Below are 24,241 nucleotides of genomic sequence, written 5' to 3'. Positions count from 1 at the left end.
ACAGGTTTTAGGTGAGTTGCCTGTCGGGTTGTTTTGTCGCACCTGACGTATCCCGATCGTTCGTGCGAGGGAAGCGACGGAGAAAATCAGCGGCTTTGCTGCTGATGTCGTCGCGCCGGCACACGGTCGGTTCGTCACCAATGACCGCGACTGCGACCCCAGTATCCGCCGCCACCGAACAGGAGGACTAGCACAACGATAATCAGGATCATTTCCATCGGAATTCTCCGTTGATGGCGATCGGCTTGTTTGCCGCGCACCGAATATTCAACGGCGCCTTCAAAGTATTGTTCCAGACAGGCTTGCAAACCCAACGTAGCGTAGGAGTGAGCAATTTTGCTCACCCCTAGACCGCGGCTGCGTGGCCTTCGACGTCTGGTGAAGCCATTGCCGCCTAATAGCGGAACGTCTCTTCTCGCAGGTTGTTGGTTTCACAATCGTGACCGATCTACTCTCGGTGTTTTGGATGCCCAAAAGAAAACCAACGGCCGGCACCGGTCCAATGAAGACGCAACCCGTCGAAAACGGCTCGATCATGCCGACACTGCCCATGATGCCGACGGTCGGAGAGCAAAGGAAGACGCCGCAACCGAAAAAGGAGCCGAGCAGGATGGAGGCAATCCGCTCCGCGAAGGCAAGAATAACGCGACGGAGTTCCTTGCAAAAGCAGCGCGAAGCCCTGAAGGGCTGAGTACCGCACACCCTTCGATAGTTGAAGCGCCTAGCTCCTGGAGTCGAGTTCCTGATCGAGCTTGCGAAGGTATGACAGCCCGTGCACCGTCAATCGGTGTTCGTCGCTTTCGCCCTCGATGTATATTTTCATCAGATGCCTGGAAAGCCGCTCTCGGGCGCCTTTTGTCTCGGGACGGTCTGCCAGGGTGCCGTATATGCGCAGCGCCCGATCGACGGGTAGAGTGTTCATTGGATTGCCTCAAGATGGTTCGCGCCTCTGAATAGGTAAGGCAATGGGTAAGGCTCGTTGCTCGGTATCGTTCCGGGAAAAATGCATGAACCTTGTGATGCAGTTTCAGGCGCGAGGACGACCGGTGTTCTCACCGTCGATGGCGGTTCGCTTCAGCAGATAGTCAAGCCCGCCAACGCGGCGCCAACGCTATCCAGTGGCCCGCATCAAGGTGTTTACCCCGATTATTGGCTTCGCTGCGGTCTTCCGACAGCAGGTCGATCAGGTGTTTTCCCTCGTCACCGCAAACTCCAACCGAGAGTGAAGCCTCCAGGGTCAGTCAGTTTTGTTGCGAACGACCTGATCGCGGTGGTCTCGAAGAGTGAGCAATTTTGTCCAGACGCGCATCTGCCAACGGCGCATGAACAGGTGTGTTTCAAATTTGGCGCTTAGGAGTTGCAGCGGACGGGGCAGGTTCGAGACTTTCCGCCTGAAGCCAAATCGGTCGGCCAAGTGCCATGGGGCAAACATCCTTTCCGAAAAACAACGACACCCGGCGGGAACAAGTTGTGCGCTGGTCTGTTTTTCCCGCTTCGGCAATGCACAAAAGCCGGCAATCGCAATCACAGGAATAGGGCGAGGCGGCATGAGTTCTGTTGATTCGACAGATGTAGGTTCGCCCACCCCGGCGTCAGAGGATGCCTTGCGCAGGGACCGCTCATTCGAGAAAAGGCCTACAAGTACGTCCGATCCTGTCTCGGCAGATGACCATGGCGTCACGTCCGAGAAGCCTCAAGCAAATCCAGAGGCAAAGCCTGAAAGTCGAAAAGCCGACCGCGAGCCGCCAGCGACCGACCAAAGCCAGGAACAGGCCCCGAAGGGCATCAAGGGCGCATTCCGAAATCATCCCATCGCGATGGTTGTCTGCCTTGGATTGATCGTCGTCGGCGTCATTGCAGGCATCGCATGGTATCTCCACGCCCGTCACTACGAGAGTACGGACGATGCCTTTATCGATGGCCGGCCGGTGCTGGTCAGTCCGCAAGTCACCGGCAGCATTATCAGCGTTGATGTCACCGATAACCAGGTCGTGAAAAAAGGCGATCTGCTCGCGACCATCGACGCAAGAAACTATAAAGCCGCGGTCGATCAGGCCGACGCGCAAATCCGTCAAAACGAAGCGACGGAAAGAAACTTCGAAGCCCAGATCGCAGGCCAGAAAGCCCAGGTCGATCAGGCCACCCAGCAGGTGACGGAGGCGGCGTCGGCGCTCAAATTCGCGACCGACGAAAACACCCGCTACCAGGATCTGGTGCAGAAGGGCGCCGGGACGGTTCAACGCGCGCAACAGGCTTCATCCGACTTCAACGGCAAGCAAGCGGCCCTTGACGCCGCGACCGCGGCCAAGGTGTCGGCCGAAAGGCAGATCGATGTCCTGAATGCGCAAAAGGTCGGCGCAGCGGCGCAACTCGATCAGTCCAGGGCACAGAAGGATCGCGCTGACGCCGATCTGCAGCGAACCGAGCTGCGCGCAACCGTCGACGGTCGCGTGACGAAACTGACGGGGGCCGTCGGCGCACTGGCGGCCCCCGGGCAAGCGATCATGATCATGGTGCCGCTCGAGATCTGGGTGACGGCCAATTTCAAGGAATCGCAACTGGCCGACATGCGCGTCGGGCAGCCCGTCGATATCAGAATCGACGCCTTCGGTGGCCGCAATTTCCCCGGCCAGGTCAACAGCGTTCAAGCGGGCAGCGGAACCGCGTTCAGTCTGTTGCCGGCCGAAAACGCCACGGGCAACTATGTGAAAGTCGTGCAGCGCGTGCCGGTGAAGATTACCTTCAACCAGCGTCCTGACGTCGAATTGGGACCGGGCATGTCGGTCGTTCCCACCGTCACCGTCCGTCCCTGAACGGATCGTGGCAAATGCCTGACGCAGCAGACAAGGGCGAATACGGCAACGCGAACCCCTGGATCATTGCCGTCCTGGTTGCGATCGCAACCTTCATGGAAGTCCTCGACACCACCATCGCCAACGTCGCCCTGCGTTACATATCGGGCGGCCTTGCCGTCAGCAGCGACGAAGCTTCCTGGGTCATCACCACCTATTTGGTGGCCAACTCCATCGTCCTGTGCGCCAGCGGCTGGATTGCCGAGATGTTCGGCCGCAAGAACTTCTTCCTGGTCTGCATTGCACTGTTCACGGCGAGCTCTCTGCTGTGCGGCTTCGCGTGGAATCTGCAGGCCTTGCTGGTGTTCCGCCTGATCCAGGGGTTGGCGGGCGGCGGCATGACGCCGGTGGCGCAATCGATTCTGGCCGCGGCGTTCCCACCCGCGAAGCGCAGCCAGGGGTTTGCGCTCTACGGCATCGCCGTCGTCGTCGCGCCGGCAGTCGGGCCGACCCTCGGCGGCTGGTTGAGCGACAATCTGTCCTGGCACTGGTGCTTTCTCATCAACGTGCCGGTCGGACTGATCTCGCTCGTGCTGATCTATATGATTATTCCCAGTTCGCCGGAGAAGAAAAAGGAGCGGGAGCGGCTCTGGGCCAAGGGCCTCAACTTTGACGTGGTGGGCTTTCTGCTGATCGCAACTTTCCTCGGTGGCCTGGAGGTGGTTCTTGACCGCGGCCAGATCGACGACTGGTTCGACTCGAGCTTCATCGTGGCGTTTGCGGCGATATCCGCCACCGCGCTGCTGCTGTTCATCCCGTGGGAGCTCAATCGACCGCAGCCTCTCATCGACATCAAGATGCTGACCGGACGCCAGTTCGGCACCTGCTTTCTCATCATGCTGGTGACCGGCGCGCTCCTGATCGCGACGACGCAGATTTTGCCGCAACTGTTGCAGGAGGAATTCGGCTACACCGCCACGCTGGCTGGTCTTGCGATCTCGCCGGGCGGCGCGGTGACGATGGTGATGATGGTGGTGGTCGGCCGCCTTGGATTCGTTCAGCCGCGATATCTGATCGCCGCAGGCGCGGCGATGGCCTGTTACGCGATGGTTGACCTGCTTCGCATCACCCCTGATGCAGATTACTGGTACTTCGCCTGGTCACGCATCTATCTCGGAATCGGCTTGCCGCTGATCTTCATTCCGATCACGACCGCATCTTACGACGGCATTCCGCCAGACAAAACCGATCAGGCTTCCGCGCTGATCAATCTTGCGCGAAATTTCGGCGGATCGATGGGCGTGGCACTGAGCCAGACCGTGCTGGCGCGGCGCGAGCAGTTTCATCAGAGCCGTCTGGTCGAACATATCGGCTCCTGGAATCCGTTCTATAATGATACGTTGAGCCGCATCCAGGGATATTTGAATGGGCGCGCGGCCACCGGCAGCTCATCCGGGACCAGCATGGCGATCGTCAATCAGATGGTGCAAAGCCAAGCTACGCTGCTTGCCTATATCGACGTGTTTGTTGCGCTGGGCCTGATCGCCGTGGTGATGGTGCCGCTGGCCCTGACGTTGCGCACGGTCAATCGGAGCACCGGTGCGAAATCGGCCCATTAGCATTCTGATGCGGCTGATACCATTGACGCCGTCGCACGGAGATACGACATATCCGGTACCGTCGATCCAGGTCACGGCCCAGGAGCAGGATATGAACGCGCCGCCAAATATCGATCCCGCCGCCGCGGACAGCAACGTCATCCACTGGCTGACCAACGAGACGCGCGACCAGCGCTTTATCGACAATATTTTCGCCGAGCTGTGTCTCCGACTCCAGCGCGCGGGAATCCCTATCAAGCGGGCGTCGCTGCATCTCATGATCCAGCACCCGCAATGGCTCGGCGCCCGGGTGCTGTGGGTTGACGGCATGCAGGAGGCCACGATTACGCGGGTCGACTACGATGTCAGGGAGCGACCCGAGTTTATCGGCAGTCCCGTGGAGGAAATCCAGGGCGGCGTCGCCGAGATACGCGAGAACCTCGAGCGCGATGCTTCGCAGGGGCGCACGCATGGTGTCTTTGACGAGTTGCGGTCGAACGGCCTGACCGACTACGTGGCATGGCCGATGTACCATACGCTCGGAAAGCGGCATGTCGTGGCGTTTTCAACCGACCGGCCCGGCGGTTTCGAAGATGCGCATATCGCTGTTCTGTCAAACCTATTGCCAATCCTGGCGCTGGTCAGTGAAATCCGCATGAAGAATCGGCTGGCGCGAACGCTGCTCGAAACCTACGTCGGTACGCATGCCGGCGAAATGATCCTGGCCGGCGCCACCAGGCGCGGCAGCGGGACCACGGTGCGCGCTGCCATCATGATCTGCGATCTGCGCGAATTCACGAAAATCTCCGATAACTGGCCGCGCGATGACGTCATTGACATCCTGAACGACTATTTCGATGCGATGTCGGAGCCGATCGTGCGACATGGCGGCGAGATCCTGAAATTCATGGGCGACGGCCTGCTCGCGATTTTTCCGCTCAGCCAGCCATCGGCCTGCGCCAACCTGCTGCATGCCGTGACCGAGGCGCGCCAGGCCATGACCGCCCTGAACGAGAAGAATCGCGAGACCGGAGGTGCGCCATTGCACTACGGCATCGGCGTCCACGTCGGAGACGTCATGTACGGCAATATCGGCTCGCGCTCCAGGCTCGACTTCACGGTGATCGGTCCTGCGGTCAACATGGCTTCGCGCCTGGAGACTCTCACCAAGCAGCTGGGGAAGCAGGTGTTGCTGTCGCGCGCGTTCGCCGACCTCGTCGAAAGCGAGTTCGAGCTCGAGCACGTCGGCGAACATCCGGTGCGTGGCTTCAACGACCCGATCGAGCTGTTCGCGTTTCACGACTGAAGGGAGTGATTCAGATCCCCGCGTACCATTCATAGCCGCGATCTTCCCAATAGCCGCCGCGGCCGCCATGCAGATCGGTGAGGCTCTGCACCAGCTCGATGCGCATGATGTATTTCGCCATCTTGTAGCCGAGCTGCCGCTCGACGCGCAGCCGCAGCGGTGCGCCGTGGCGAACGGTCAGCGGGGTGCCGTTCATGTCATAGGCGAGGATCGTCTGCGGATGCGCAGCATCGATCAGGTCGATGCTCTCATAATAGCGGATGCTCTCGGGATCAGCGCCGGACTCCCCGCCATCATCCAGGGTGTCAGCGCAATGGACTACGACGAAGCGGGCCTCTGGCCGGACGCCGGCGCGCGACAGGATCTCCGCGAGCGGCACGCCGGTCCATTTGCCGATGCAGCTCCAGCCCTCGACGCAATCATGCCGGGTAATCTGGGTTCGCGTGGGCAGGGCGCGCAGCTCCTCGAGCGACAGCGACAATTCATGCTCGACGAGGCCGTGAACCTTCAGGTGCCAATCGGCGAAATGATTGCCGACGAGCTTGAGGTAGTCCACGTCCTGCGGATCGGTTGATCCGTTGGGGCGAAACGCCGGCGAGATATCGGCCTCACCATATTCCGGCGCGAGCCGATGAGCGCCAACGAGAAGACGCTGCATCCTGTAGGTGAGGCTATTTGCGGCATCGAGGACCGAACGGAAGCGCGGTGCGCTCGCGACGCGGTCACAGCCCGATAGCGCGAGGCCGCCGATTGCGGCAAGTGCCTGCAAGAAATCGCGACGGCGCGGATGATCACGTGACATCGGGTGTCCTCGGCTTGCCGAGGTCGTACCAGCCGGTGATCATCGCGCGCAGATTGTTCAGGACACCCGAGACCAGCACCATCACGAGATGCACGATGACGAAGAGCAGGAGGCTCGATGCGGCGACGAAGTGGAGCAGCCGCGCCGTCTGGCGCCCGCCGAACAGCGTGAGCAGCTGCGGCACGGCGCTGTCGATACCGGGCGACATCGTGAGGCCGGTGAGGATCATCAGCGGGAACAGCACGAAGACGACCAGGAGATAGCTGAGCTGCTGCAGCACATTGTACCGCCTCGCCGCCGCACCGCGCGGGAAGCGAAGGCGTAGATGTTCGAGGACCTCTCGCCCGAGATGGCTGAACGCCACGCGGCTCGGGAGAAGGTCCCTGCCGAAATGCCGGCTGGCGCAGCCCCAGGCGAGATAGGCGAGGCCATTCAGCACCAACAACCAGGCGAAAAAGAAATGCCAGCGCCGCCCGGTCGCGAGATCCTGGTTGCTCGGGATCGTGATCCAGCTCGGGAAGGCGCGCTGCGCGATCTGCCCATCCTCGTTCGAGACGCCGAGCACGCCCGTCGTGTCGACGGAATGGCCGGCGATCATTGTTTCTCCAACGAGGCCGTTCTCCGACAGGTGCGCCCGGATCGACATGGCTGGATGGTCGAAATCGGAACGCTCGCCGACATAGAGCGCCGGATGAGCGTCGAAGATCTGCAGTCCGCTCATCAGGAGGAGGGTGAAGCAGACGGCATTGATCCAGTGCGTGACGCGCACCAGCGCGGCATGGCGGCGGTACCAGCGCTCGGCGACAGGCGAATCGGGGATGGAAGCGACGGCCATACCATGCTCCGGGGGCTGAGGCGCACCGCCCGCCAGGCACACACATTGCGTGTTCAGCAAAGCATGTGCGCCCGGAGCGGAATGAGACGATCAGCGGCGTGATCGCCGGTTCACCATCTACTTTGCGGCATCCTCGATCACGCGGGCGATCGCGGCCGGCTGCGAAACGAAAACAGCGTGGCTTGCAGGCACTTCGGTGATCTTGGCGCCCGAACGCTTGTACATCCAGCGCTGAAGCTCAGGGCTGATCACGTGATCCTCGGTGGTCAGGATGGCGTAGCTGGGCTTGTCGTGCCAGGCCGCCACCGAGAGGGGTGCGCCCATGGCCTTCTGGGCAAGCTGCTGCTCCGAGTCGGCCATGAACTGAGCTTGCTCCGCCGGGACGTCCTGGGCATAGGTCTCCCGAAACTTCGCCGCCGGAATGAAGAAATATTTGTTGTCCGGCGTGGCCTTGTTGACGGATACCCGCATGGCATCGTTCGGCGCGGCGAACTTCGACATCAGCTGGCCGCTGGCCTCTCCCTTGTCGGGCTGCAGGGCGGCCACATAGACGAGGGCGCTGACCTTGGGGTCGGCACCGGCTTCCGTGATCACCGAGCCGCCATAGCTGTGACCGACCAGCACGACGGGTCCGGTCTGCTGATCGATGACGCGCTTGGTGGCATCGACGTCTTCGGCGAGGCCGGTGAGTGGCTCCTGCACGATCGTCACATGGAAGCCGTCCTTGGTCAGGATGTCGTAGACGGCGCGCCAGCCTGAGCCATCCGCCAGTGCGCCATGGACGATGACAACGTCTTTCGCCGCCGGCTTGGTCTGGGCGTGGGCCGCCGTGCCAATCATGGCTATCATGACGGCAATCGCGGACGTCGTTCGCAGTATGGACATGTGAATCTCCAGGGTCTTTCGATTGCCCGTCGTTTGGCGTGACCATCCCGGCGCTGGGCGATGACCGGTGATGGGTTGATGCAGATGGAGTTCGCGCTCGGCTTGCCGGGCGCGAAGACGTCAAGCCGGCTGGTTCTTCATGGCCAGGATGTCGACAGGCTCGACTGACGGCGGCTTTGCCAGCATTTCGTCGACCCGCGACATCAGCGCCTTGGCCATGTTGCCGGCGAGATGCGCCTGGCGATCCTCTTCGCTGGCAAAGGCGTCGAACACGCCGAACGTCGTCGGCGAGAGCTTCAGGGCAAACCAGATCGGCGTGCCCGCCTCGCGGTTTGTCAGGTCAAGACCGGCGGCAAGGAAGTCCGCCACCGCCTGCTCCTTGCCCGGCTTGGCTTCCAGCCGGACGAACAATCCACACTTGATCGTCATTTTGTCTCCACTCCGATCGTTGCTAAGTGCTCCAAAGCGGGCGGGACCTTACGAGCGGAGTCGTTCCTGACGTAGTGGCGGGATTGCCAACTTTGATACCGATCCGGCCATGCGACCACTTGCGCGCGGCCGGTCTCGAGCCTGGCAATCGGGATGCGCGAAGGGGCGCCGAAGCGGTGATTGCCGCCTTGGCAAAATTGTCGACTTTGATATCGTCGTTGCCATGCGGATCCATGTCCTAGCCCTCAACGGCGTTCTCGACACCGGCCTGGCCGCGGTGCTCGACGCCTTTGCCTTCGCCAACGCGCTGGCGGACATGACCGGCGTGTCCTCGCTGCGGTTCAAGACCAAGGTGGTGGGTCTGCGCGATACCGTCACAACCGCGCAGGGCCTGAGCGTGCCGGTGACATCCGCCGTGCGCGCGCAGACGCCGGATGCGGTGGTGATGCCTGCCATCAACAAGATCATGCCGGAGCCGCTGTTGCAGGCATTGGCCAGCGGCGAAGTGCGCGAAGCCGGCGCGGTGCTGCGCAAATGGTCGGGGCGCGGCGCGCTGACCGCGGCCGCCTGCGTTGGCACTTTCGTGCTGGCGGACGCGGCCCTGCTCGACGGCGAAGAGGCCACCACGACCTGGTGGCTGGCGCCGCTGTTCCGGCAGCGCTATCCACGGGTGCGGCTGCTCGAGACGCGGCTGATCGTGCAATCCAACGCGATGGTCACCGCCGGCGCCGCGCTCGGCCATCTCGACCTCGCCCTGACCTTGATCCGACGCGCCAGCCCCGAACTGGCGAGCGTCACGGCAAAGTATCTGGTGGCCGACGTGCGCAGCTCGCAGGCGGCGTATACGATCCCAGGCCAGTTGGTCCACACCGATCCGCTGGTGCACAAGTTCGAGCGCTGGGCGCGGCAACGCCTGGCAGAGGGCTTCTCGCTCGATCAGGCTGCAGCGGAGCTCGCCACCAGCAAGCGCACGCTGGCGCGGCGGATGCAGAGCGTGCTCGGTAAATCGCCGCTCGACTACTTCCAGGATCTGCGGATCGAGCGCGCCGTGCACCTGCTCGAGACCAGCCAGGCCAGCGTCGACCAGATCGCCGCCGAAGTCGGCTATGCCGAAGGTGTGACGCTGCGGGTGCTGCTGCGCCGGAAGCTCGGCCGCGGCGTGCGCGAAATCCGCCGCAGCCTGTAAGGCCGAACGCCGCCAGCCGATCTCACCATCCAAAGGCCGGCGTCAGGAAATCCGGGACGCCGCCGTAGCTCTCGCACAATTGCAGCAATTGCGGCTCGGGCAGGTGACGATGAATACCGGTTCGCACCAGAAGCGTTGAGCCTATCGGCCTGGCGCCGGCAACATCATGCTCCGGGCTGTCACCGATCATGAGGGCGCGCGCGTCAGGCCCCAACGCAGCGGTCGTGACCGCTTGCGCGAAGATCAGCAGGCGAGGTTTGCCGACATATTCCACCGCGCCGCCGAGATCCTCGTAAAGCCGTGCGATGGCACCGGGCGCCGGCACAAGCTCGCCGTCGCGGATCATCGTGATGTCAGGGTTGATGCAGATTGCGGGAACACCTGCTTTCGCCGAGCTTGCGAGGTCGCGGTGGTAGGCTTGCAGCGATGTCCGGGGCGCATCCGATCCGGCAAACACCAGGAAGTCGGCGTCCTGCGGCCGGTCGACCAGTTCGAAATCATCCGACGAGAAGGCGTAGCTATCGTCGCGGCGGCCGATCACGCAGGCTCTCGCGCCTGTCGTGAACGGCGGCCCCAATATGCCGTTCTTGACGCATTGCAAGGCCACATCGCCGGAACTGACGACGGCATCCAGATGCGAGGTGGCAAAGCCGAGCTTGCGCAGCCGAGCCAGGTTTGCCGCGGCGTCCTTTCCGGAATTCGTCAGGACGATGATCTTTCGCCCGCATGCCGCAATCCTGGCCAATCCGTCGATCGTGCCCGGACAGGGCGTGATGCCATCATGCAGCACGCCGTATTGATCAATCAGGAAGAGATCAAACTGATCGGCGATCTCGCGCAATCCGGCGATGCGTTTCATGGCGTCATCGTTTCCTCTTGAGTGCTATGTCGTTGCTGTTTCCCTGACCGGCGGATCCTGCACGCCGTAGCTGCCGAACGCGGCGGCGGTCTCGCTGATCTCGGCCTCGTTCAGCAGCACCGGTCCACCGATCGCGAGCGAGAGATAGTACTGCCGGGCAATCGTCTCGAGTTCGACTGCGAGCCACATCGCCTTGTCGAGCGATGCCCCGGTGGCGATCATTCCGTGATTGGCAAGCAGGCAGGCGGTCCGGCCCTCGAGTGCTTGAAGCGCATGCTCGGACAGCTCTTTGGTGCCGAACCTGGCATAGCCGGCGACACGGACGCTCATGCCGCCGAAGGCCGCCATCATGTAATGGCACGCCGGAATTTCCTTGCGCGCGATCGCCAGCACGGTGGAATAGGTCGAGTGGGTATGGACGATGCCGCCGACATCGGGGCGCGCCTTCATGATGTCGAGATGAAAGCGCCACTCGGTGGAGGGCTTGAGCGGGCCCTTCCATGATCCGTAGTCTCCGCCCTCGATCGGCATTGCGGCGATCATCTCGGGCGTGAGCGCGTCGTAGGGCGTCGCCGACGGCGAAATCAGCATGGTGTTGCCATGACGCGCCGAGATGTTTCCGGACGTGCCCTGGTTCAGCCCTGTGGCGTTCATCCAGCGGCACTTCGCGATGATCGCCTCGCGCAGCTGAAGTTCGGTATCGGTCATGATCGGCTCCTTGAGATCGGCGCGGACGGCGCTCAATATTTCTGTCGGGTGGGCGTGATGCAGATTTCCTGCACCAGCGCGTTTTGCGGAAGGTTGTAGGCGTCGAGGATCAGGTCGGCGACGTGATCGGCGCCGATGCCGCCGCCGATCACCGCCTTGTTCGCCTTGTAATTGGCGAGCGTCACCGGATCCTTCACGCCATCGAGCACCTCGGTCTCGATGATCCCTGGCGAAATGACGATGACGCGGACGTCGTATTCGGACAGATATTCGCGGAGGCTGTCGGAGACGCCGTGGACAAAGTATTTGGTGCCGCAATAGACGGTGTGATCGGGATAGACCTTGCGCCCCGCGATCGAGCTCATCATGACCAGCGTGCCGTGGCGACGCGCCATCATGCCGGACATCACGGCGTGGACGCTGTTCATGACGCCATTGACGTTGATGGCGATCATCTCGTCCCAGTCGGCCGGGTCCTGCTTGCCAATGTCGCCGAGCCTGGCGACGCCGGCATTGGCGAACATCATGTCGACCGGGCCGAATTTTGATTCGGCCTCCCGCACCGCCGCGGTCAGCACGGCGCGATCGCGCACGTCGACCTGGCGGCAGATCGAATTGGGCAGCCGCATCGCCTCGAGCCGATCAATCCGGCGGGCCATCAGCAGCACGGGATGGCCTGCCGCGGAAAAGGCGCGCGCTGTCGCCTCTCCGATGCCGGAACTCGCACCCGTCACGGCGACAAGCGGCTTTGCGGTCATGTCACAGCCCTCCCATCAGAGTTCGCCTTCAAAGTTCGTTTTGTGCAAACGCCTCCAGCGTTCCGGCATCTGCGGCAATGTCGAGGAATGAAAAGCGGTTGCGCATTTCGCGGCAATGAATGATCGCCTCGCGATAAAGATCGACAGGTACGCCGAGTTCGGCGGCCGTCGTCGCGCCGCCCGCAGCCGACAGTAGCCGCTTCATCTCATCGACCGGAATCGTGAAAGCCGCCAGCTCACGCCGAAGCTCCGGCCAGGTGTCCGCGAGCTTGCGGTTGAACGCGATGGCGCCATCGTCGTCGAAAGCCTTCTGTTTCAGCTCGGCCAGACACTGCAATGCGACCTCTTCGCCGAAGCGGCGCTTCATGCTGGCCGCGTCGATGGGTGTGGCGTGAACGGACAGCGGCCGGTCGCTAGCGAGCATGCGCTGCTGCAGCCGCGCCATGCTCAGCGAGGCGATGCCGACCTGCTGGCCGTGCAGGCTGCCCGGATGCCGCGCTCCCGCAAAGCAATCGATGTAATGGGAGATCTGGTGCTCGCCCATCGAGCCATGGTGCGAGATTCCGGTGAAGGAAATGCCGAGCCCGCACAATGTCAGTACGCGATAGAGATACCCCATCGCCTCGATGTCGCCCTTGGGCAGATTGCCGGCCCGCTTGTTGAGCTCGATCTCGTCGGCAGCCTGGATCGTGTAGGGTTCCTGGAAATAGGCCGTCCCCAACAGCCGGTGCGACATCCACCAGTCGGTCTGCGCGACCGAGCGGGCGAGGCAGTCGGCGTAGCCGGAGGCGGCGAGATAGGGCGGCGCGGCGGCGGACACTTTGAGGTCGACAAAGAAGCCGGCCGGCGTGTGCGAGGGCAGCGAGACCTTCAGCCCGCTGTCGAGCGTGAGCGAGGCGGTTGAAGACGTGTATCCGTTCATCGAGGCCGCGGTTGCGAAGACGCAGTAGCGCCGGCCGTCGAGACCGGTGACGTATTTGCAGAGGTCGTTGACGGTGCCGGAGCCGACGGCGACGACGGAATCGAATCCGCGCAGCCGCTCGGTCAGGCTGCGAACTTCGGCCATATCGGCATGAGGACGATCGAGCACGATGGTTTCGACAGAGCCGAGTTCGCGTAGCGCTTTCGCGACGCGCGCACCCATCGCTTCATAGGTCGCCTGGTCGGCGACGAGTGCAAGGCGATGCCCGAGTTTCAAGGACGCAACCAGCGCGGCCTCGCGTCCCTCGAGGCTGTCCTCGATCACGATGGAATCGTAGGGCACCTTGACCTGGGCGCCGGTCAGGGGGTTGGTCCAGCGACCAGCCACCATATCGTCGATCAGCGCGGTCCAGTTCTGCTTCGACATCTGCAAAATCCCGCGCCGCGTTTGCGTCGGCGCGGCCCTGGTCGTGACATTTGACAAATCGGAGTGGCAATTAAGCGAGCCAATTGACAATTGTCAACTCAGTGTGCATTTTGTGAACGCTGACGCTAGGCCGGATTGCCGATGACCAAGACGCTGCAACGCAACGTGACACCGCCGCGGATCAAGCGCCGCGCGCTGTCGATTCCGGCAGAGTTCGACAGTGATCCTGTCGTATGGGCGGCGTGGCTCTATTACGAAGAAGGCATGACGCAGGAGGAGGTCGCCGATCAGCTCGGCGTCTCGCGCGCCTCGGTGGTGAACTTCCTGCAGGAGGCCCGCGACCGCAACATCGTCACCATCGCGGTCTCCTCACGGCACCTGCAGACCATCGGTCTTGCGCGCGAAGTGGCCGACGCTTACGGGCTCACCAATTGTCTCGTCGTGCCCGACGATGGTGGCCGGCTGCCGGTCCACGAACGGATCGGCCGGGCCAGCGCGCGGCTGTTGATCGAGCGGCTGCAGCCCGACGATGTGCTCGGGGTGTCCTGGGGCCGCACGGTGCAGGCGCTGTCGGCGGCGTTGCCCGAGATGAAGCTGCCGGGCGTGACGGTTGCGCAGATTACCGGCTGTTCGATCGGAACGACGGAATTCTCGCCGGAACTGTGCACCTCGAATATCGCCAACCGGCTTGGCGCGCGCTGCGTCAATTTGCACGCCCCCGGCATCGTCTCGACCGCCCAGATCAAGCGCCTGTTCATGCAGGAGCCGGCGCTGGTCGAGACCTTCAAGATCATCCACAGGAGCAACAAGGTGCTGTTCGGCGTCGGCAGCGTTGACGACGCCGGCACCGCGATGCGCAGCGGCTACATGTCGGCCGAGAACATCGGGCCATATCTCGCGCGCGGCGCGGTCGGCGTGGTGAGCGGACGTTTCATCGACCGCGACGGCAAGCCGATCCTGGGCGCGCTCGACAACCAGATGATCGGGCTGACGCTCGACGAGATCGCCAAGGTGCCGGAACGCATTTGTATTGGCGGCGGCAGCGACAAGATCGACGCGATCTATGCCGCGCTCAACAACAGCTACGCAACGATACTGGTGACGGACGTGGCGACGGCGAAGGCGCTGGTGCCGCGTGCGGCCCGGTCTGCCCAAACCGGAGTATCACGCCGGCCCTGAAACAACACTGCGAACCGGGCCAAAGAGTCCGGCGCCGAGAAAAAGCGAATGCGCGAGGAAACGTCAATGGTTTCGCACCATGCGCCAGGTTTGGGTGCGCAAAGTGTGGCTGGGCAAAGTCTGGTTGTCGACGTGCCGGTATCAGGCACGCCGCGCCGCCGCGTCTGGCCGCGATTTCTGACCTCGGAACACCCGTTCCCGTGGCTGGCGCCGATTACCGCGCTGATCCTGGCGTTCGGCGTCTATCCGCTGCTGTATGCGTTGTGGCTCTCGTTCTTCAAGCGCAACCCGATCACCCGCCTGAACGTCTTCAACCCGACCTGGAATTGGGGGAAGCTATTTGCCGATGAGCGCGTGTGGGGTGCGATCGGCCACACCTATCTGTACACGATCTCTGCCCTCGCGATCGAACTCTGCCTCGGGCTTGCGATCGCGCTGCTGCTCGACAGCGATCGCAAGGGCTACGGACTGCTGCGTGCGCTGATGACGCTGCCGCTGGTGGTGCCGCCCGCCGTCACCGGCATGATGTTCCTCTTGATGCTGGACGGATCGTTCGGCGTGTTGAGCACCGGCCTGGTGTCGCTCGGGCTGTGGCCGGCGCAACATCCGATTCTCGCCTCCGGGAGCACCGCGCTGGCCGGCGTCTTGCTCGCCGATATCTGGCAGTGGACGCCATTCATGGTGCTGATCATGCTCGCTGGCCTGCGCGCGTTGCCGAAGGAGCCGTTCGAAGCTGCCGCGATCGACGGTGCGACGGCGAGCCAGGCTTTCTTCCGCCTGACATTACCGATGCTCTCCAAGATCATTGCGCTCGCCGTTCTGATCCGCGGCGTCGACCTGTTCCGGATCTACGACTACGTCAAGGTGATGACGGACAGCGGGCCGGGTACCGCGACCGAGACGCTGACCTCCTATGCCGGCACCATCTATTTCAAGAATGCCGACTTCCCTTATGCCTCGACGATTTCGCTGTTCACGCTGCTCCTGGTGATCGTTACCTCGAGCATCTTCATCAAGCTGTTCAAGGTGCGGTTCTGATGCAGGAAACGTTTTGGCAGAAGCGATTGCGTGATGTGGCCGCCGTGCTCGTGGTCGGCCTGTTCATGTTCCCGCTGTTCTGGTGGGCGCTGACATCGTTCAAGCCGACGTCGGCGATCTTCGACAAGGACGGCATCGTCTGGTTCGATTTCAAGCCGACCCTGGTGAACTATGCCGTCACGATGCTCGGCAAGTCGCGGGCGGAGCTTGCGATCGAGTCCGGCAACACATTCGGGATCGGCGGCGCCAGTTCCTATGACAGCCGACAGACCATCATCGATTCGCTGATCGTGGCCGTGGGCTCGACCGCGCTGACGGTGCTGCTCGCGGTGATGGCGGCCTACGCGCTGTCGCGGATGCGCTTCTTCGGGCGGCAGGCCTATCTGAACTGGATCCTGTCGCAGCGCTTCATGCCGCCGATCGCTATCATCGTGCCTGTCGTCTTCATGTTCCACTACATGTCGCTGCTCGACACCAGGCTCGGCCTGGTCATCGTGGATACTCTGATCAACCTGCCGATCGCCGTGCTGCTGATGAAATCGTTCTACGATGACGTTCCCGCCGACGTCGACGAGGCCGCCATGATCGATGGCGCCACACGATTGCAGATCTTCCGGCGCGTCGTGCTGCCGATGGTGAAGGGCGGCGTCGCGGCCACGGCGGTGCTTTGCTTCATCTTCTCGTGGACCGAATTCCTGCTGTCGTTGTTCCTGACCAATTCGATCCGAACTCTGCCGGTCAAGATCACGACCTTCGTCACCTCGACGGGCTCGGAATGGGGCTTCATCGCGGCTCTCGGCACCACCGCCGTGATCCCGAGCTTCATCTTCATCTTGCTCGTCCAAAAGCAGCTTGTCCGTGGCCTAACCCTCGGATCTCTCAAGGAGTAGGCGCACGTAACGAGACTAGAACGTCAACAAAAACGTTGGGAGGAGTATCTATGAGCTTCAAGAAATTCGACCAGCAGACATTCATCGTCGATAGCGCGAACGCGTATACGAACAAGCAGATTTCCAAACGCGAATTCCTGCGTCGGATGGGATTGGCGGGCGTCGGCTTCTCGGCCTTCGGCGCCGGCATGCTCGGCAATCCGCGGGGCTTGCGCACTGGCAACATGCTCGGCACCGAGGCCTATGCCGACGGCCTGCCGGACAACCAGGCCAAATGGCTGAAGGACGTCGGCAGCAAGTTCAAGGGCGCCAAGATCCGTTACTCGACCGAATCGACGCCGCCGTCGGTGATCCTCAACCAGATCAAGAAGGAGTTTACCGATCCGACCGGCATCGAGGTCGAGGTTGAGATCGTGCCGCTGGAACAGGTGCTCGCCAAGGCGACGCAGGACGTGCAGGGCCAGCTCGGCTCCTACGACCTCTATTATCTCGATCAATCCTGGATATCGATGTTCCAGCCCGATTGCATCGATCCGGTGGCCTACTACAAGGACAAGCCGGAACTGGCGATGCCCGATTTCGATTGGGATGATTTCTCCAAGCCGCTGGTCAAGAATGTCGCCCAGGTCGAGGGACAGTGGATGGGCATTCCGTTTGACATCCCGATCTTCACGATGATGTACCGCAAGGACATCCTCGAGAAGCACAAGATCGCGGTGCCGACCACCTACGAAGACTTCCTCGCCGCAGCCAAGCAGATCACCGAGGCCGAGAAGGGCAACGGCGTGTTCGGTACCGGCCTGCAGGCCAAGTCCGGGCACTATTCGCTGGAATGCGACTGGAGCCAGGCGGTGTGGGGTCACGGTGGCTCGATCTTCAACAAGAACAAGAAATTCTCGGGCAATGATGAGCAAGGCGTCGCCGGCCTGAAATGGTACCAGGAGCTGTTGAAGGTCTCGCCGCCGAATTCGACGGCATCGACCTGGGACGGCCAGTTCGAGATGATGCATTCCGGCCAGATCGCGCTGGCGCAGAGCTGGGATGAATTCTTCCCGGGCCTCGACGCCGACGACTCCAAGGTCAAGGGCCTGTGGGAGCCCGCCAAGCCCCTGACCGCCAAGAAACTGCGTCCGGCTTCGGAGGCCGGCTTCAACGAGCAGCCGAATCTCGGCCATCAAGGCGGTTCGTGCATCTCGCTGTCGAAATACTCCAAGAACAAGGAGGCCGCGTGGATCTTCATGCAGTGGGGTTGCTGCAAGGAGATCATGACACGCTGCACGCTGCTCGGCGGTTTCGCGCCGATGCGCAACTCCTCGTTCGCCGATCCGCGCGTCAAGGCCAAGGCCAAGGTCGGTGCGGGCACCACGCGGCATCTCGAAACCGTGAAGTGGACGATCGACAATGCGATGGCGACCGAGCCGCACATGCAGTTGTGGGCGGGCCTGTCGACCAACGAGATCCCCACCGAACTTGGCAAGCTGCTCACGGGGCAGGCCTATGACGGCGACGCCAAGAAGTGCATGGACGCCCTGGCGAAGGACATCGACGCCAAGGTGAAGGACGCTGGCCTGCTTTAAGGTTCGCGTCGCAAGAGTTCGCGAAGGCGGCGCGAGTCGCCTTCGCTTCTTTTGAAATGGGACGGCATGACCAAAGACCTGGTGATCGGCATCGACAGTTCGACCTCGGCGACCAAGGCGATCGCCTGGGACCGCAGCGGCCGCGCCGTGGCCGAAGGACGCAAGGCGATCGGCCTCGCCAATCCGCAGCCGGGGTATTTCGAGCAGAACCCGGACGAGTGGTGGGATTCGACGGCGGCCGCCCTGCGCGGCATCACCAACCAGGTCGGTTCGGAGCGGATCGCCGCGGTCGCGATTTCCAATCAGCGCGAGACCTTCAGTGCATTTACCGAGGACGGGATCGCAATCCGGCCCGGCATGACCTGGCTCGACGAGCGGGCGCGGCCCCAAATGGTGCGCTTCGGCAAGTCGTTCGGGGCCGAACGTGTTCATGCCATTTCCGGCAAGCCGCTCGATGTCCTGCCGTGCCTCTACCGCATGATCTGGATGGCGGAGCAGGAGCCGGAGATCTTTGCGCGGACCGCGCGGTTTGCCGAAGTCCACGGCTATCTGACGCATTGCCTGACCGGCCGATGGCGGACGTCGACGGCCTCGGCCGATCCAACCGGCCTGCTCGACATGACGCGCGACGTCTGGTCGGCCGAGATCCTCGATGCGGCCGGCATCGCCATCGAAAAATTGCCGACGCTGCTGCCGCCGGGCGCGCGGATGGGTGAAGTCACGCACGCGGCGGCTGCGTTCACCGGCCTGTCGGCCGGGACGCCGGTCGTTGCCGGCGGCGGCGACGGCCAATGCGCCAGCACCGGCGCCGGCGTCACCTCGCCTGGCAGCGCCTACATCAATCTCGGAACGGCGGTGGTCTCGGGCAGCTACAGCCGCGACTATGCCTATGACCGCGCTTTCCGCACCGAGAAGGCCGTGTGCGACGACGGCTACATCTATGAGCAGGTCATCCGCACCGGAACGTTCCTGGTCGACTGGATGGCGCGCGAGATGTTCGGGATCGATGCGACGGCGCAACGGAGCGTGTTCAAGGCGCTCGAGGCTGAAGCGGCGACCTGTCCGATCGGGGCGGGTGGAGTCGTGGTGCTGCCGTACTGGCTCGGCTGCATGACACCTTACTGGGATCCCTATGCGCGCGGCGTCATCGCCGGATTGTCTGGCTCGACCCGGCGCGGCGCGATCTATCGCGCCTTGCTGGAAGGCATAGCGCTGGAGGTGGCCGCTCAGAGCGAGAGGATTGAGGCGGCGACCGGCGCCGCGATCCGGCAGTTCTCGGCGATCGGGGGCGGTTCGGACAGCGACCTCTGGCTGCAGATCTTCGCCGACACGTCAGGCCGTCCGGTTTTCCGCTCGACAGCGCGGGAAGCATCGTCGCTCGGCGCCGCAATCGCTGCGGCCAAGGGCGTCGGCTGGTACGGCACGATTGCGGAAGCCACCGCGGCGATGACGAACCCGCCGGCGAAGCAGTTTCAGCCCGAGCCCAAGAACGTCGCGCGCTACGCCGAACTGCGTGCCATCCACGCCGACCTCTGGCCCAGGCTGATCGATTGGAACGCGCGCCTTGCGTCGTTTGCCGAGGGCGCGCCGTCATGAAGCCGATGGCAAGTTTTCCCGCGGAGACCGCGCGGCGCATCGTCTGCGTCCTGACCGATATCGATGATACGCTGACCACCGACGGGCAGCTCCCCGCGGCCTCCTATGCCGCGCTGGAAAAGCTTCGCGGCGCGGGTCTCGCGGTTGTTCCCGTCACCGGCCGGCCGGCGGGCTGGTGCGACATGATTGCGCGGTTCTGGCCGGTCGACGGCGTGATCGGCGAGAACGGCGCGTTCTATTTCCGGCACGACCCGGTGGCCCGGAAGATGATCCGCAAGTTCATTGCGACGGACGCCGAGCGCGCTGTCAACCGCAGCAGATTGACGGCGCTCAGCGAGCGCATTTTGTCCGAGGTGCCGGGCGCTGCGATCTCGGCCGATCAGCTCTACCGCGAGGCCGACCTTGCGATCGACTTCTGCGAGGACGTGCCGGCGCTGCCGCGCGCGGCCATCGACAAGATCGTCTGCTTGTTTGAAAGCGCGGGCGGCATCGCCAAGGTGTCTTCCATCCACGTCAACGGATGGTTCGGCCGCTACGACAAGCTCGCCATGACTAGGATTTTCTTGCGCGAGAGGCTGGGCCTCGATCTCGACGAGGCGAGGGACCGCATCGTGTTCTGCGGCGACAGCCCGAACGATGCGCCGATGTTCGGGTTCTTCCCCAACGCTTGCGGCGTCGCGAACGTACGGGATTTCGAAGGTTTGATGTCTGCAACTCCGGCCTTCGTTGCCAGCAAGCGCGGCAGCGAGGGCTTCGTCGAGATTGCAGAGCGAATATTGTCGGCAAGGGCGAGCGCGTAGCGGGAAGGTTTTAGGCATGGCATCGGTCACCATCAGCAATATCCGCAAGTCCTATGGCGGGCTCGAGGTGCTGCACGGCATCGATCTCTCCGTCGCCAACGGCGAGTTCGTCGTGCTGCTGGGGCCCTCCGGCTGCGGCAAGTCGACATTGCTGCGGATGGTCGCCGGCCTCGAAGCGATCAACTCGGGCCAGATCAGCATCGGCAACGTCGTGGTCAACGATCTGCATCCGAAGGATCGCAACATCGCGATGGTGTTCCAGAACTACGCGCTCTATGCGCATTTGAGCGTGTTCGACAACATGGCGTTCTCGATGCAGCTCAGGAAGCTGCCGAAGGATGAAATCAGGCGCAAGGTAGAGTGGGCTGCCTCGATCCTCAACCTCACGCCCTATCTCGACCGCCAGCCCAGGCAATTGTCGGGCGGCCAGCGCCAGCGTGTTGCGATGGGGCGCGCCATTGTGCGCGATCCCTCCGTGTTCCTGTTCGACGAGCCATTGTCGAACCTCGACGCCAAGCTGCGGGTGCAGATGCGCACCGAGATCAAGGAGCTGCATCACAAGCTGTCGACGACCATCATCTATGTCACCCACGACCAGATCGAAGCCATGACGATGGCCGACACGATCGTGGTGTTGCGCGACGGCAATATCGAGCAGATCGGCAAGCCGCTCGAAATCTACGACCGTCCGGCAAACTTGTTCGTCGCCGAGTTCATCGGGTCACCCTCGATGAACTTCCTGTCCGGTGAGGTCGGCGCGGAGGCGGGACGCCCGGTGGTGCGCGCCAACGGCGTTACGCTGCCCTTGCCATTGGATGCAAAGGTGACCGCCGGGCAGATCGTGAAGTATGGCATCCGGCCCGAGCATCTGCGGCCAGGCGCCGGCAGCGAGGGTATCCCAGCCAAGGTGTCCGTCGTCGAGCCGACGGGTCCCGAGATTCACATCTATGCCGATATCGGTGGGCAGGAGGTCTGCTCCATCACGCAGGACCGCCTCGAACTGTCGCCGGACGACCCGATCAGGCTGGTGCCGGCGCTCGACAAGATCAGGCTGTTCGAGCCAGCGACCGGCAAGGTCATCAACGGTCCCGACGAATCCAGGCCACGGACCCTGCTGCGGGCCTAGTTCGGGCGGTCGGACTTTGTCCCGTCGAACGCGCGCTGCGTCGCCGCCAAACATAAGAAGCCGGAGGGAGAACATGGTGGATTACGTCATTGTCGGCGCTGGCTCGGCCGGATGCGTGTTGGCGAACCGTCTGTCAGCGTCGCCGGGGAACGAGGTCGTTCTGCTTGAGGCCGGCGGCAAGGACAGCAATCCATTCATCCACATGCCGGCGGGATATCTCGCGCTGATGAAGTCCGGAAGTATTGACTGGCATTACCACACCGAGCCGCAGCCGCATCTGGACAATCGGGTCCTGTTCTGGCCGCGCGGCAAGGTGCTGGGAGGATCGAGCGCCATCAACGGAATGGTCTACATCCGCGGCCATGCGTCCGATTATGATCTGTGGGCGCAGCTCGGCAATCGCGGCTGGTCCTATGCCGACTGCCTGCCATACTTCATTCGGTCGGAAGGGCGCGAGGCGGGGGCCGACGACTATCATGGTGGCGACGGTCCGCTGCGGACGAGCCGGCTGCCGGAGATCACCCATCCGTTGACCAAGGCCTGGTTCGAAGCCGGCAAGCAGGCCGGATATCGCGCGACGGATGATTTCAACGGCGCCGAGCTGGAAGGTTTTGGCCCGGTCGACAGCACGATCGCAGACAACCAGCGTGCCAGCGCGGCGCGCTGCTACCTGCATCCGGTCCGTAACCGGCCCAATCTCAAGGTGATCACCAAGGCGCTTGCCTCACGCATCCTGATGGAAGGTGGGCGCGCCGTCGGCGTGGAGTACATCAAGAACGGTCAAGTCCACACGGTAAGAGCCGAACGCGAGGTGATCCTGTCGGGCGGGGCGATCAACTCGCCGCAACTGCTGCAATTGTCGGGAATCGGCGATGGAGACCATCTGCGTTCGCTCGGCATCAAGGTCGCCCACGAGCTCAAGGGCGTCGGGCAGAATTTGCAGGATCACCTCGCCTGCGGCGTCAAGCAGCGCTGCACCCAGCCGATCTCGTTCCTCAAGCACACCAAGCCGCTGGGCGCCACCAAGGCCTTCATCCAGTATGTGCTGACCAGGACGGGACCTGCGACGTCGCACGGCCTGGAGGCCATGGCGTTCCTCAAATCGCAACCCGATCTTGTTGCGCCAGATCTTCAGTTCTTCTTCGTTCTGCTGATGTACAGCGATCACGGCCGCAAGATCGAAAATGAGCACGGCTTCATGGCCTATTTCAACATCGCGCGCCCCGAGAGCCGCGGCAGCATCATGATCAAGTCGACCGATCCGCTGCAACATCCCGCGATCCGCCCGAACTATCTGGAGGCGCCAGAAGATGTCCGCAACATGCGCGACGGCATCAGGATTGGCCGCGAGATCATCGCCCAGAAGGGTTTTGATCCTTATCGCGGAGACGAATATGCCCCGGGCTCACGCGCCAAGTCGGACGCCGACATTGACAGCTATGTTCGCCAGACCTGTGAAACCATCTATCACCCGGTCGGCACCTGCAAGATGGGTTCGGACCCGCTGGCCGTCGTCGACGAGCGCCTCCGCGTTCGCGGCGTCGAGGGACTGCGGGTGATCGATGCGTCGATCATGCCGCGATTGGTCTCGGGCAATACCAACGCGCCGACGATCATGATTGCGGAGAAGGGCGCCGACTTCATCCTTGACCGGCAACCGCTCGCAGCGGCGACGAGGCCTGCGGGAGCAAGGCAACAGGCGAGCCTTTAGCGCGCCGCCTCTCTTCAGCCGTGGCCGGCCGATAAACAAATCATACAAATGTCAGTTGTATGACTGTGCTGCCGCTTGCACAGGCTGGCGCCCAAGATTTGGCCAATAGCGTCGTCGTGCTTGACGTCCTGCACGGCCGGAGCAACACTTCGCTGGCTTGACCGTGGTTTCTCGCCCGATCAGACGGGCTGAACACGATCAAGGGCGTCAAGCGCGCGCCAACTGAAGCTGTTACCAGCGGGGTGTGGGACGATGCCTGACCAGGTTCGTGACGATTGTCCCACCGCATTCAGCCTTGACCGCCGGGAGGTCTTGGCGGGCGCATTCTTCGTCGGCGGGCTTGCCGCTTTCGGGACCCTGCCGGCGGCTGCCGCCACGGCCTCGTGGTCCGATGAATCGGTAGCCCGATTTCAGGACATTTCGTCATTGTTGATTCCCCACCGCCTGAACGCGGAGATCGGGAAACGCATCGGCAGTGCGATGAGCCAGCTAAATCCGTCGCTGTCGGATCATGTGGCCGGGCTGCTCGCGATCGCCAAACAAAAGAACGCGAAGATCGTCGAAGACTTCTTCCCCGACGTGCCTGATGGTCCGCTCAAGCAGACCGCGCTCGCGATCATTTCTGCCTGGTATCTGGGCGTGGTGAGCGACGCGCCCGATGCCGAGGTGTTTGCCTTCGAATATGCGCTGATGTACCAGCCGACGCGCGACGTCATGACCATCCCGTCCTATGCGATTTCGGGGCCGAACGGGTGGTCGTCCAATGCTCCGCCACTGAGCGACATGCCGGAGTTCTGAATGGACCGCGCGCGACAAGA

Annotated in this window: 22 protein-coding genes; 13 read left to right on the top strand and 9 right to left on the bottom strand. The window is 62.7% G+C overall.

Going from position 1 to position 24,241, the window contains the following annotated elements:
* Window positions 1-134: 134 nt before the first annotated feature.
* Window positions 135-212 carry a DUF3309 family protein gene (locus tag UP09_RS38935; RefSeq protein ID WP_502689031.1) on the bottom strand — a complete coding sequence of 26 codons (78 nt, stop codon included), beginning with the start codon at window positions 210-212 and terminating at the stop codon, window positions 135-137.
* A gap of 1,335 nt (window positions 213-1,547) precedes the next feature.
* Between UP09_RS38935 and UP09_RS05275 the strand changes: the two genes are divergently transcribed.
* The 3 genes from UP09_RS05275 (at window position 1,548) to UP09_RS05265 (ending at window position 5,696) form a co-directional block, all read left to right on the top strand.
* The gene (locus UP09_RS05275; RefSeq protein ID WP_082069977.1) at window positions 1,548-2,813 is read left to right on the top strand and encodes an HlyD family secretion protein; all 1,266 of its coding nucleotides are present in this window, start codon (window positions 1,548-1,550) and stop codon (window positions 2,811-2,813) included.
* Between the two features lie 14 nt (window positions 2,814-2,827).
* Window positions 2,828-4,411, top strand: a complete 1,584-nt coding sequence (locus tag UP09_RS05270) for a DHA2 family efflux MFS transporter permease subunit (protein ID WP_044536995.1) — start codon at window positions 2,828-2,830, stop codon at window positions 4,409-4,411.
* Window positions 4,412-4,502: 91 nt separating this feature from the next.
* Window positions 4,503-5,696: an adenylate/guanylate cyclase domain-containing protein gene (locus tag UP09_RS05265; protein ID WP_044537108.1), complete on the top strand. Its 1,194-nt coding sequence runs from the start codon at window positions 4,503-4,505 to the stop codon at window positions 5,694-5,696.
* 10 nt (window positions 5,697-5,706) lie between these two features.
* Here the strand turns inward: UP09_RS05265 and UP09_RS05260 are convergent, their stop codons facing one another.
* The 4 genes from UP09_RS05260 to UP09_RS05245 form a co-directional block, all read right to left on the bottom strand.
* Window positions 5,707-6,498 carry a molybdopterin-binding protein gene (locus UP09_RS05260; protein WP_044536994.1) on the bottom strand — a complete coding sequence of 264 codons (792 nt, stop codon included), beginning with the start codon at window positions 6,496-6,498 and terminating at the stop codon, window positions 5,707-5,709.
* Window positions 6,488-7,333, bottom strand: coding sequence for a cytochrome b/b6 domain-containing protein (locus tag UP09_RS05255; protein WP_044536993.1), 846 nt, complete (start codon window positions 7,331-7,333; stop codon window positions 6,488-6,490). The genes UP09_RS05260 and UP09_RS05255 overlap by 11 nt, the downstream gene beginning before the upstream one ends.
* A 117-nt stretch (window positions 7,334-7,450) precedes the next feature.
* Window positions 7,451-8,218 (bottom strand): alpha/beta fold hydrolase, encoded by a 768-nt coding sequence (locus tag UP09_RS05250; protein WP_044536992.1) that lies wholly within the window; start codon window positions 8,216-8,218, stop codon window positions 7,451-7,453.
* A gap of 120 nt (window positions 8,219-8,338) precedes the next feature.
* Window positions 8,339-8,647, bottom strand: a complete 309-nt coding sequence (locus tag UP09_RS05245) for a putative quinol monooxygenase (protein WP_044536991.1) — start codon at window positions 8,645-8,647, stop codon at window positions 8,339-8,341.
* 223 nt (window positions 8,648-8,870) lie between these two features.
* Between UP09_RS05245 and UP09_RS05240 the strand changes: the two genes are divergently transcribed.
* Entirely contained in the window at window positions 8,871-9,833 is a 963-nt protein-coding gene (locus tag UP09_RS05240; RefSeq protein ID WP_044536990.1) for a GlxA family transcriptional regulator, read from the top strand.
* A gap of 22 nt (window positions 9,834-9,855) precedes the next feature.
* Here the strand turns inward: UP09_RS05240 and UP09_RS05235 are convergent, their stop codons facing one another.
* Genes UP09_RS05235 through UP09_RS05220 form a run of 4 tightly spaced genes read right to left on the bottom strand, consistent with a single transcriptional unit; the run spans window position 9,856 to window position 13,506 of the window.
* A complete protein-coding gene (locus UP09_RS05235; RefSeq protein ID WP_044536989.1) occupies window positions 9,856-10,692 on the bottom strand; it encodes a TIGR01459 family HAD-type hydrolase in 837 nt (278 codons plus the stop codon).
* A gap of 24 nt (window positions 10,693-10,716) precedes the next feature.
* Window positions 10,717-11,400: a class II aldolase/adducin family protein gene (locus UP09_RS05230; RefSeq protein ID WP_044537107.1), complete on the bottom strand. Its 684-nt coding sequence runs from the start codon at window positions 11,398-11,400 to the stop codon at window positions 10,717-10,719.
* A 32-nt stretch (window positions 11,401-11,432) separates the two neighbouring features.
* Entirely contained in the window at window positions 11,433-12,158 is a 726-nt protein-coding gene (locus UP09_RS05225; RefSeq protein WP_044536988.1) for an SDR family oxidoreductase, read from the bottom strand.
* Window positions 12,159-12,186: 28 nt separating this feature from the next.
* Window positions 12,187-13,506, bottom strand: a complete 1,320-nt coding sequence (locus UP09_RS05220) for an iron-containing alcohol dehydrogenase (RefSeq protein ID WP_044536987.1) — start codon at window positions 13,504-13,506, stop codon at window positions 12,187-12,189.
* A 141-nt stretch (window positions 13,507-13,647) separates the two neighbouring features.
* Here UP09_RS05220 and UP09_RS05215 point away from each other — a divergent pair, with 141 nt between their 5' ends.
* The 9 genes from UP09_RS05215 (at window position 13,648) to UP09_RS05175 (ending at window position 24,221) form a co-directional block, all read left to right on the top strand.
* The gene (locus UP09_RS05215) at window positions 13,648-14,685 is read left to right on the top strand and encodes a sugar-binding transcriptional regulator (RefSeq protein WP_052832963.1); all 1,038 of its coding nucleotides are present in this window, start codon (window positions 13,648-13,650) and stop codon (window positions 14,683-14,685) included.
* A gap of 105 nt (window positions 14,686-14,790) precedes the next feature.
* Complete coding sequence (locus UP09_RS05210; protein WP_245301756.1) at window positions 14,791-15,723, top strand: carbohydrate ABC transporter permease; 933 nt, start codon at window positions 14,791-14,793, stop codon at window positions 15,721-15,723.
* The gene (locus UP09_RS05205) at window positions 15,723-16,613 is read left to right on the top strand and encodes a carbohydrate ABC transporter permease (RefSeq protein ID WP_044536985.1); all 891 of its coding nucleotides are present in this window, start codon (window positions 15,723-15,725) and stop codon (window positions 16,611-16,613) included. Before UP09_RS05210 ends, UP09_RS05205 begins: the two co-directional genes overlap by 1 nt.
* Before the next feature lie 50 nt (window positions 16,614-16,663).
* Window positions 16,664-18,190: an ABC transporter substrate-binding protein gene (locus tag UP09_RS05200; RefSeq protein WP_044536984.1), complete on the top strand. Its 1,527-nt coding sequence runs from the start codon at window positions 16,664-16,666 to the stop codon at window positions 18,188-18,190.
* Window positions 18,191-18,256: 66 nt separating this feature from the next.
* Entirely contained in the window at window positions 18,257-19,786 is a 1,530-nt protein-coding gene (locus UP09_RS05195; protein WP_044536983.1) for an FGGY-family carbohydrate kinase, read from the top strand.
* Window positions 19,783-20,586: an HAD-IIB family hydrolase gene (locus UP09_RS05190; RefSeq protein ID WP_044536982.1), complete on the top strand. Its 804-nt coding sequence runs from the start codon at window positions 19,783-19,785 to the stop codon at window positions 20,584-20,586. Before UP09_RS05195 ends, UP09_RS05190 begins: the two co-directional genes overlap by 4 nt.
* Window positions 20,587-20,602: 16 nt before the next feature.
* Window positions 20,603-21,712: an ABC transporter ATP-binding protein gene (locus UP09_RS05185; RefSeq protein ID WP_044536981.1), complete on the top strand. Its 1,110-nt coding sequence runs from the start codon at window positions 20,603-20,605 to the stop codon at window positions 21,710-21,712.
* Between the two features lie 73 nt (window positions 21,713-21,785).
* Window positions 21,786-23,423: a choline dehydrogenase gene (locus UP09_RS05180; protein ID WP_044536980.1), complete on the top strand. Its 1,638-nt coding sequence runs from the start codon at window positions 21,786-21,788 to the stop codon at window positions 23,421-23,423.
* A 252-nt stretch (window positions 23,424-23,675) separates the two neighbouring features.
* On the top strand, window positions 23,676-24,221 hold the full coding sequence (locus UP09_RS05175) for a sorbitol dehydrogenase family protein (RefSeq protein ID WP_044536979.1): 546 nt from the start codon (window positions 23,676-23,678) through the stop codon (window positions 24,219-24,221).
* The last annotated feature ends 20 nt before the right edge of the window (window positions 24,222-24,241 follow it).

It is taken from the genome of Bradyrhizobium sp. LTSP885, assembly GCF_000938305.1.
Classification (GTDB): Bacteria; Pseudomonadota; Alphaproteobacteria; order Rhizobiales; family Xanthobacteraceae; genus Bradyrhizobium.
The sequence above is the reverse complement of the archived record's forward strand: the minus strand, read 5'-3'. Positions and strand labels throughout refer to the sequence as shown.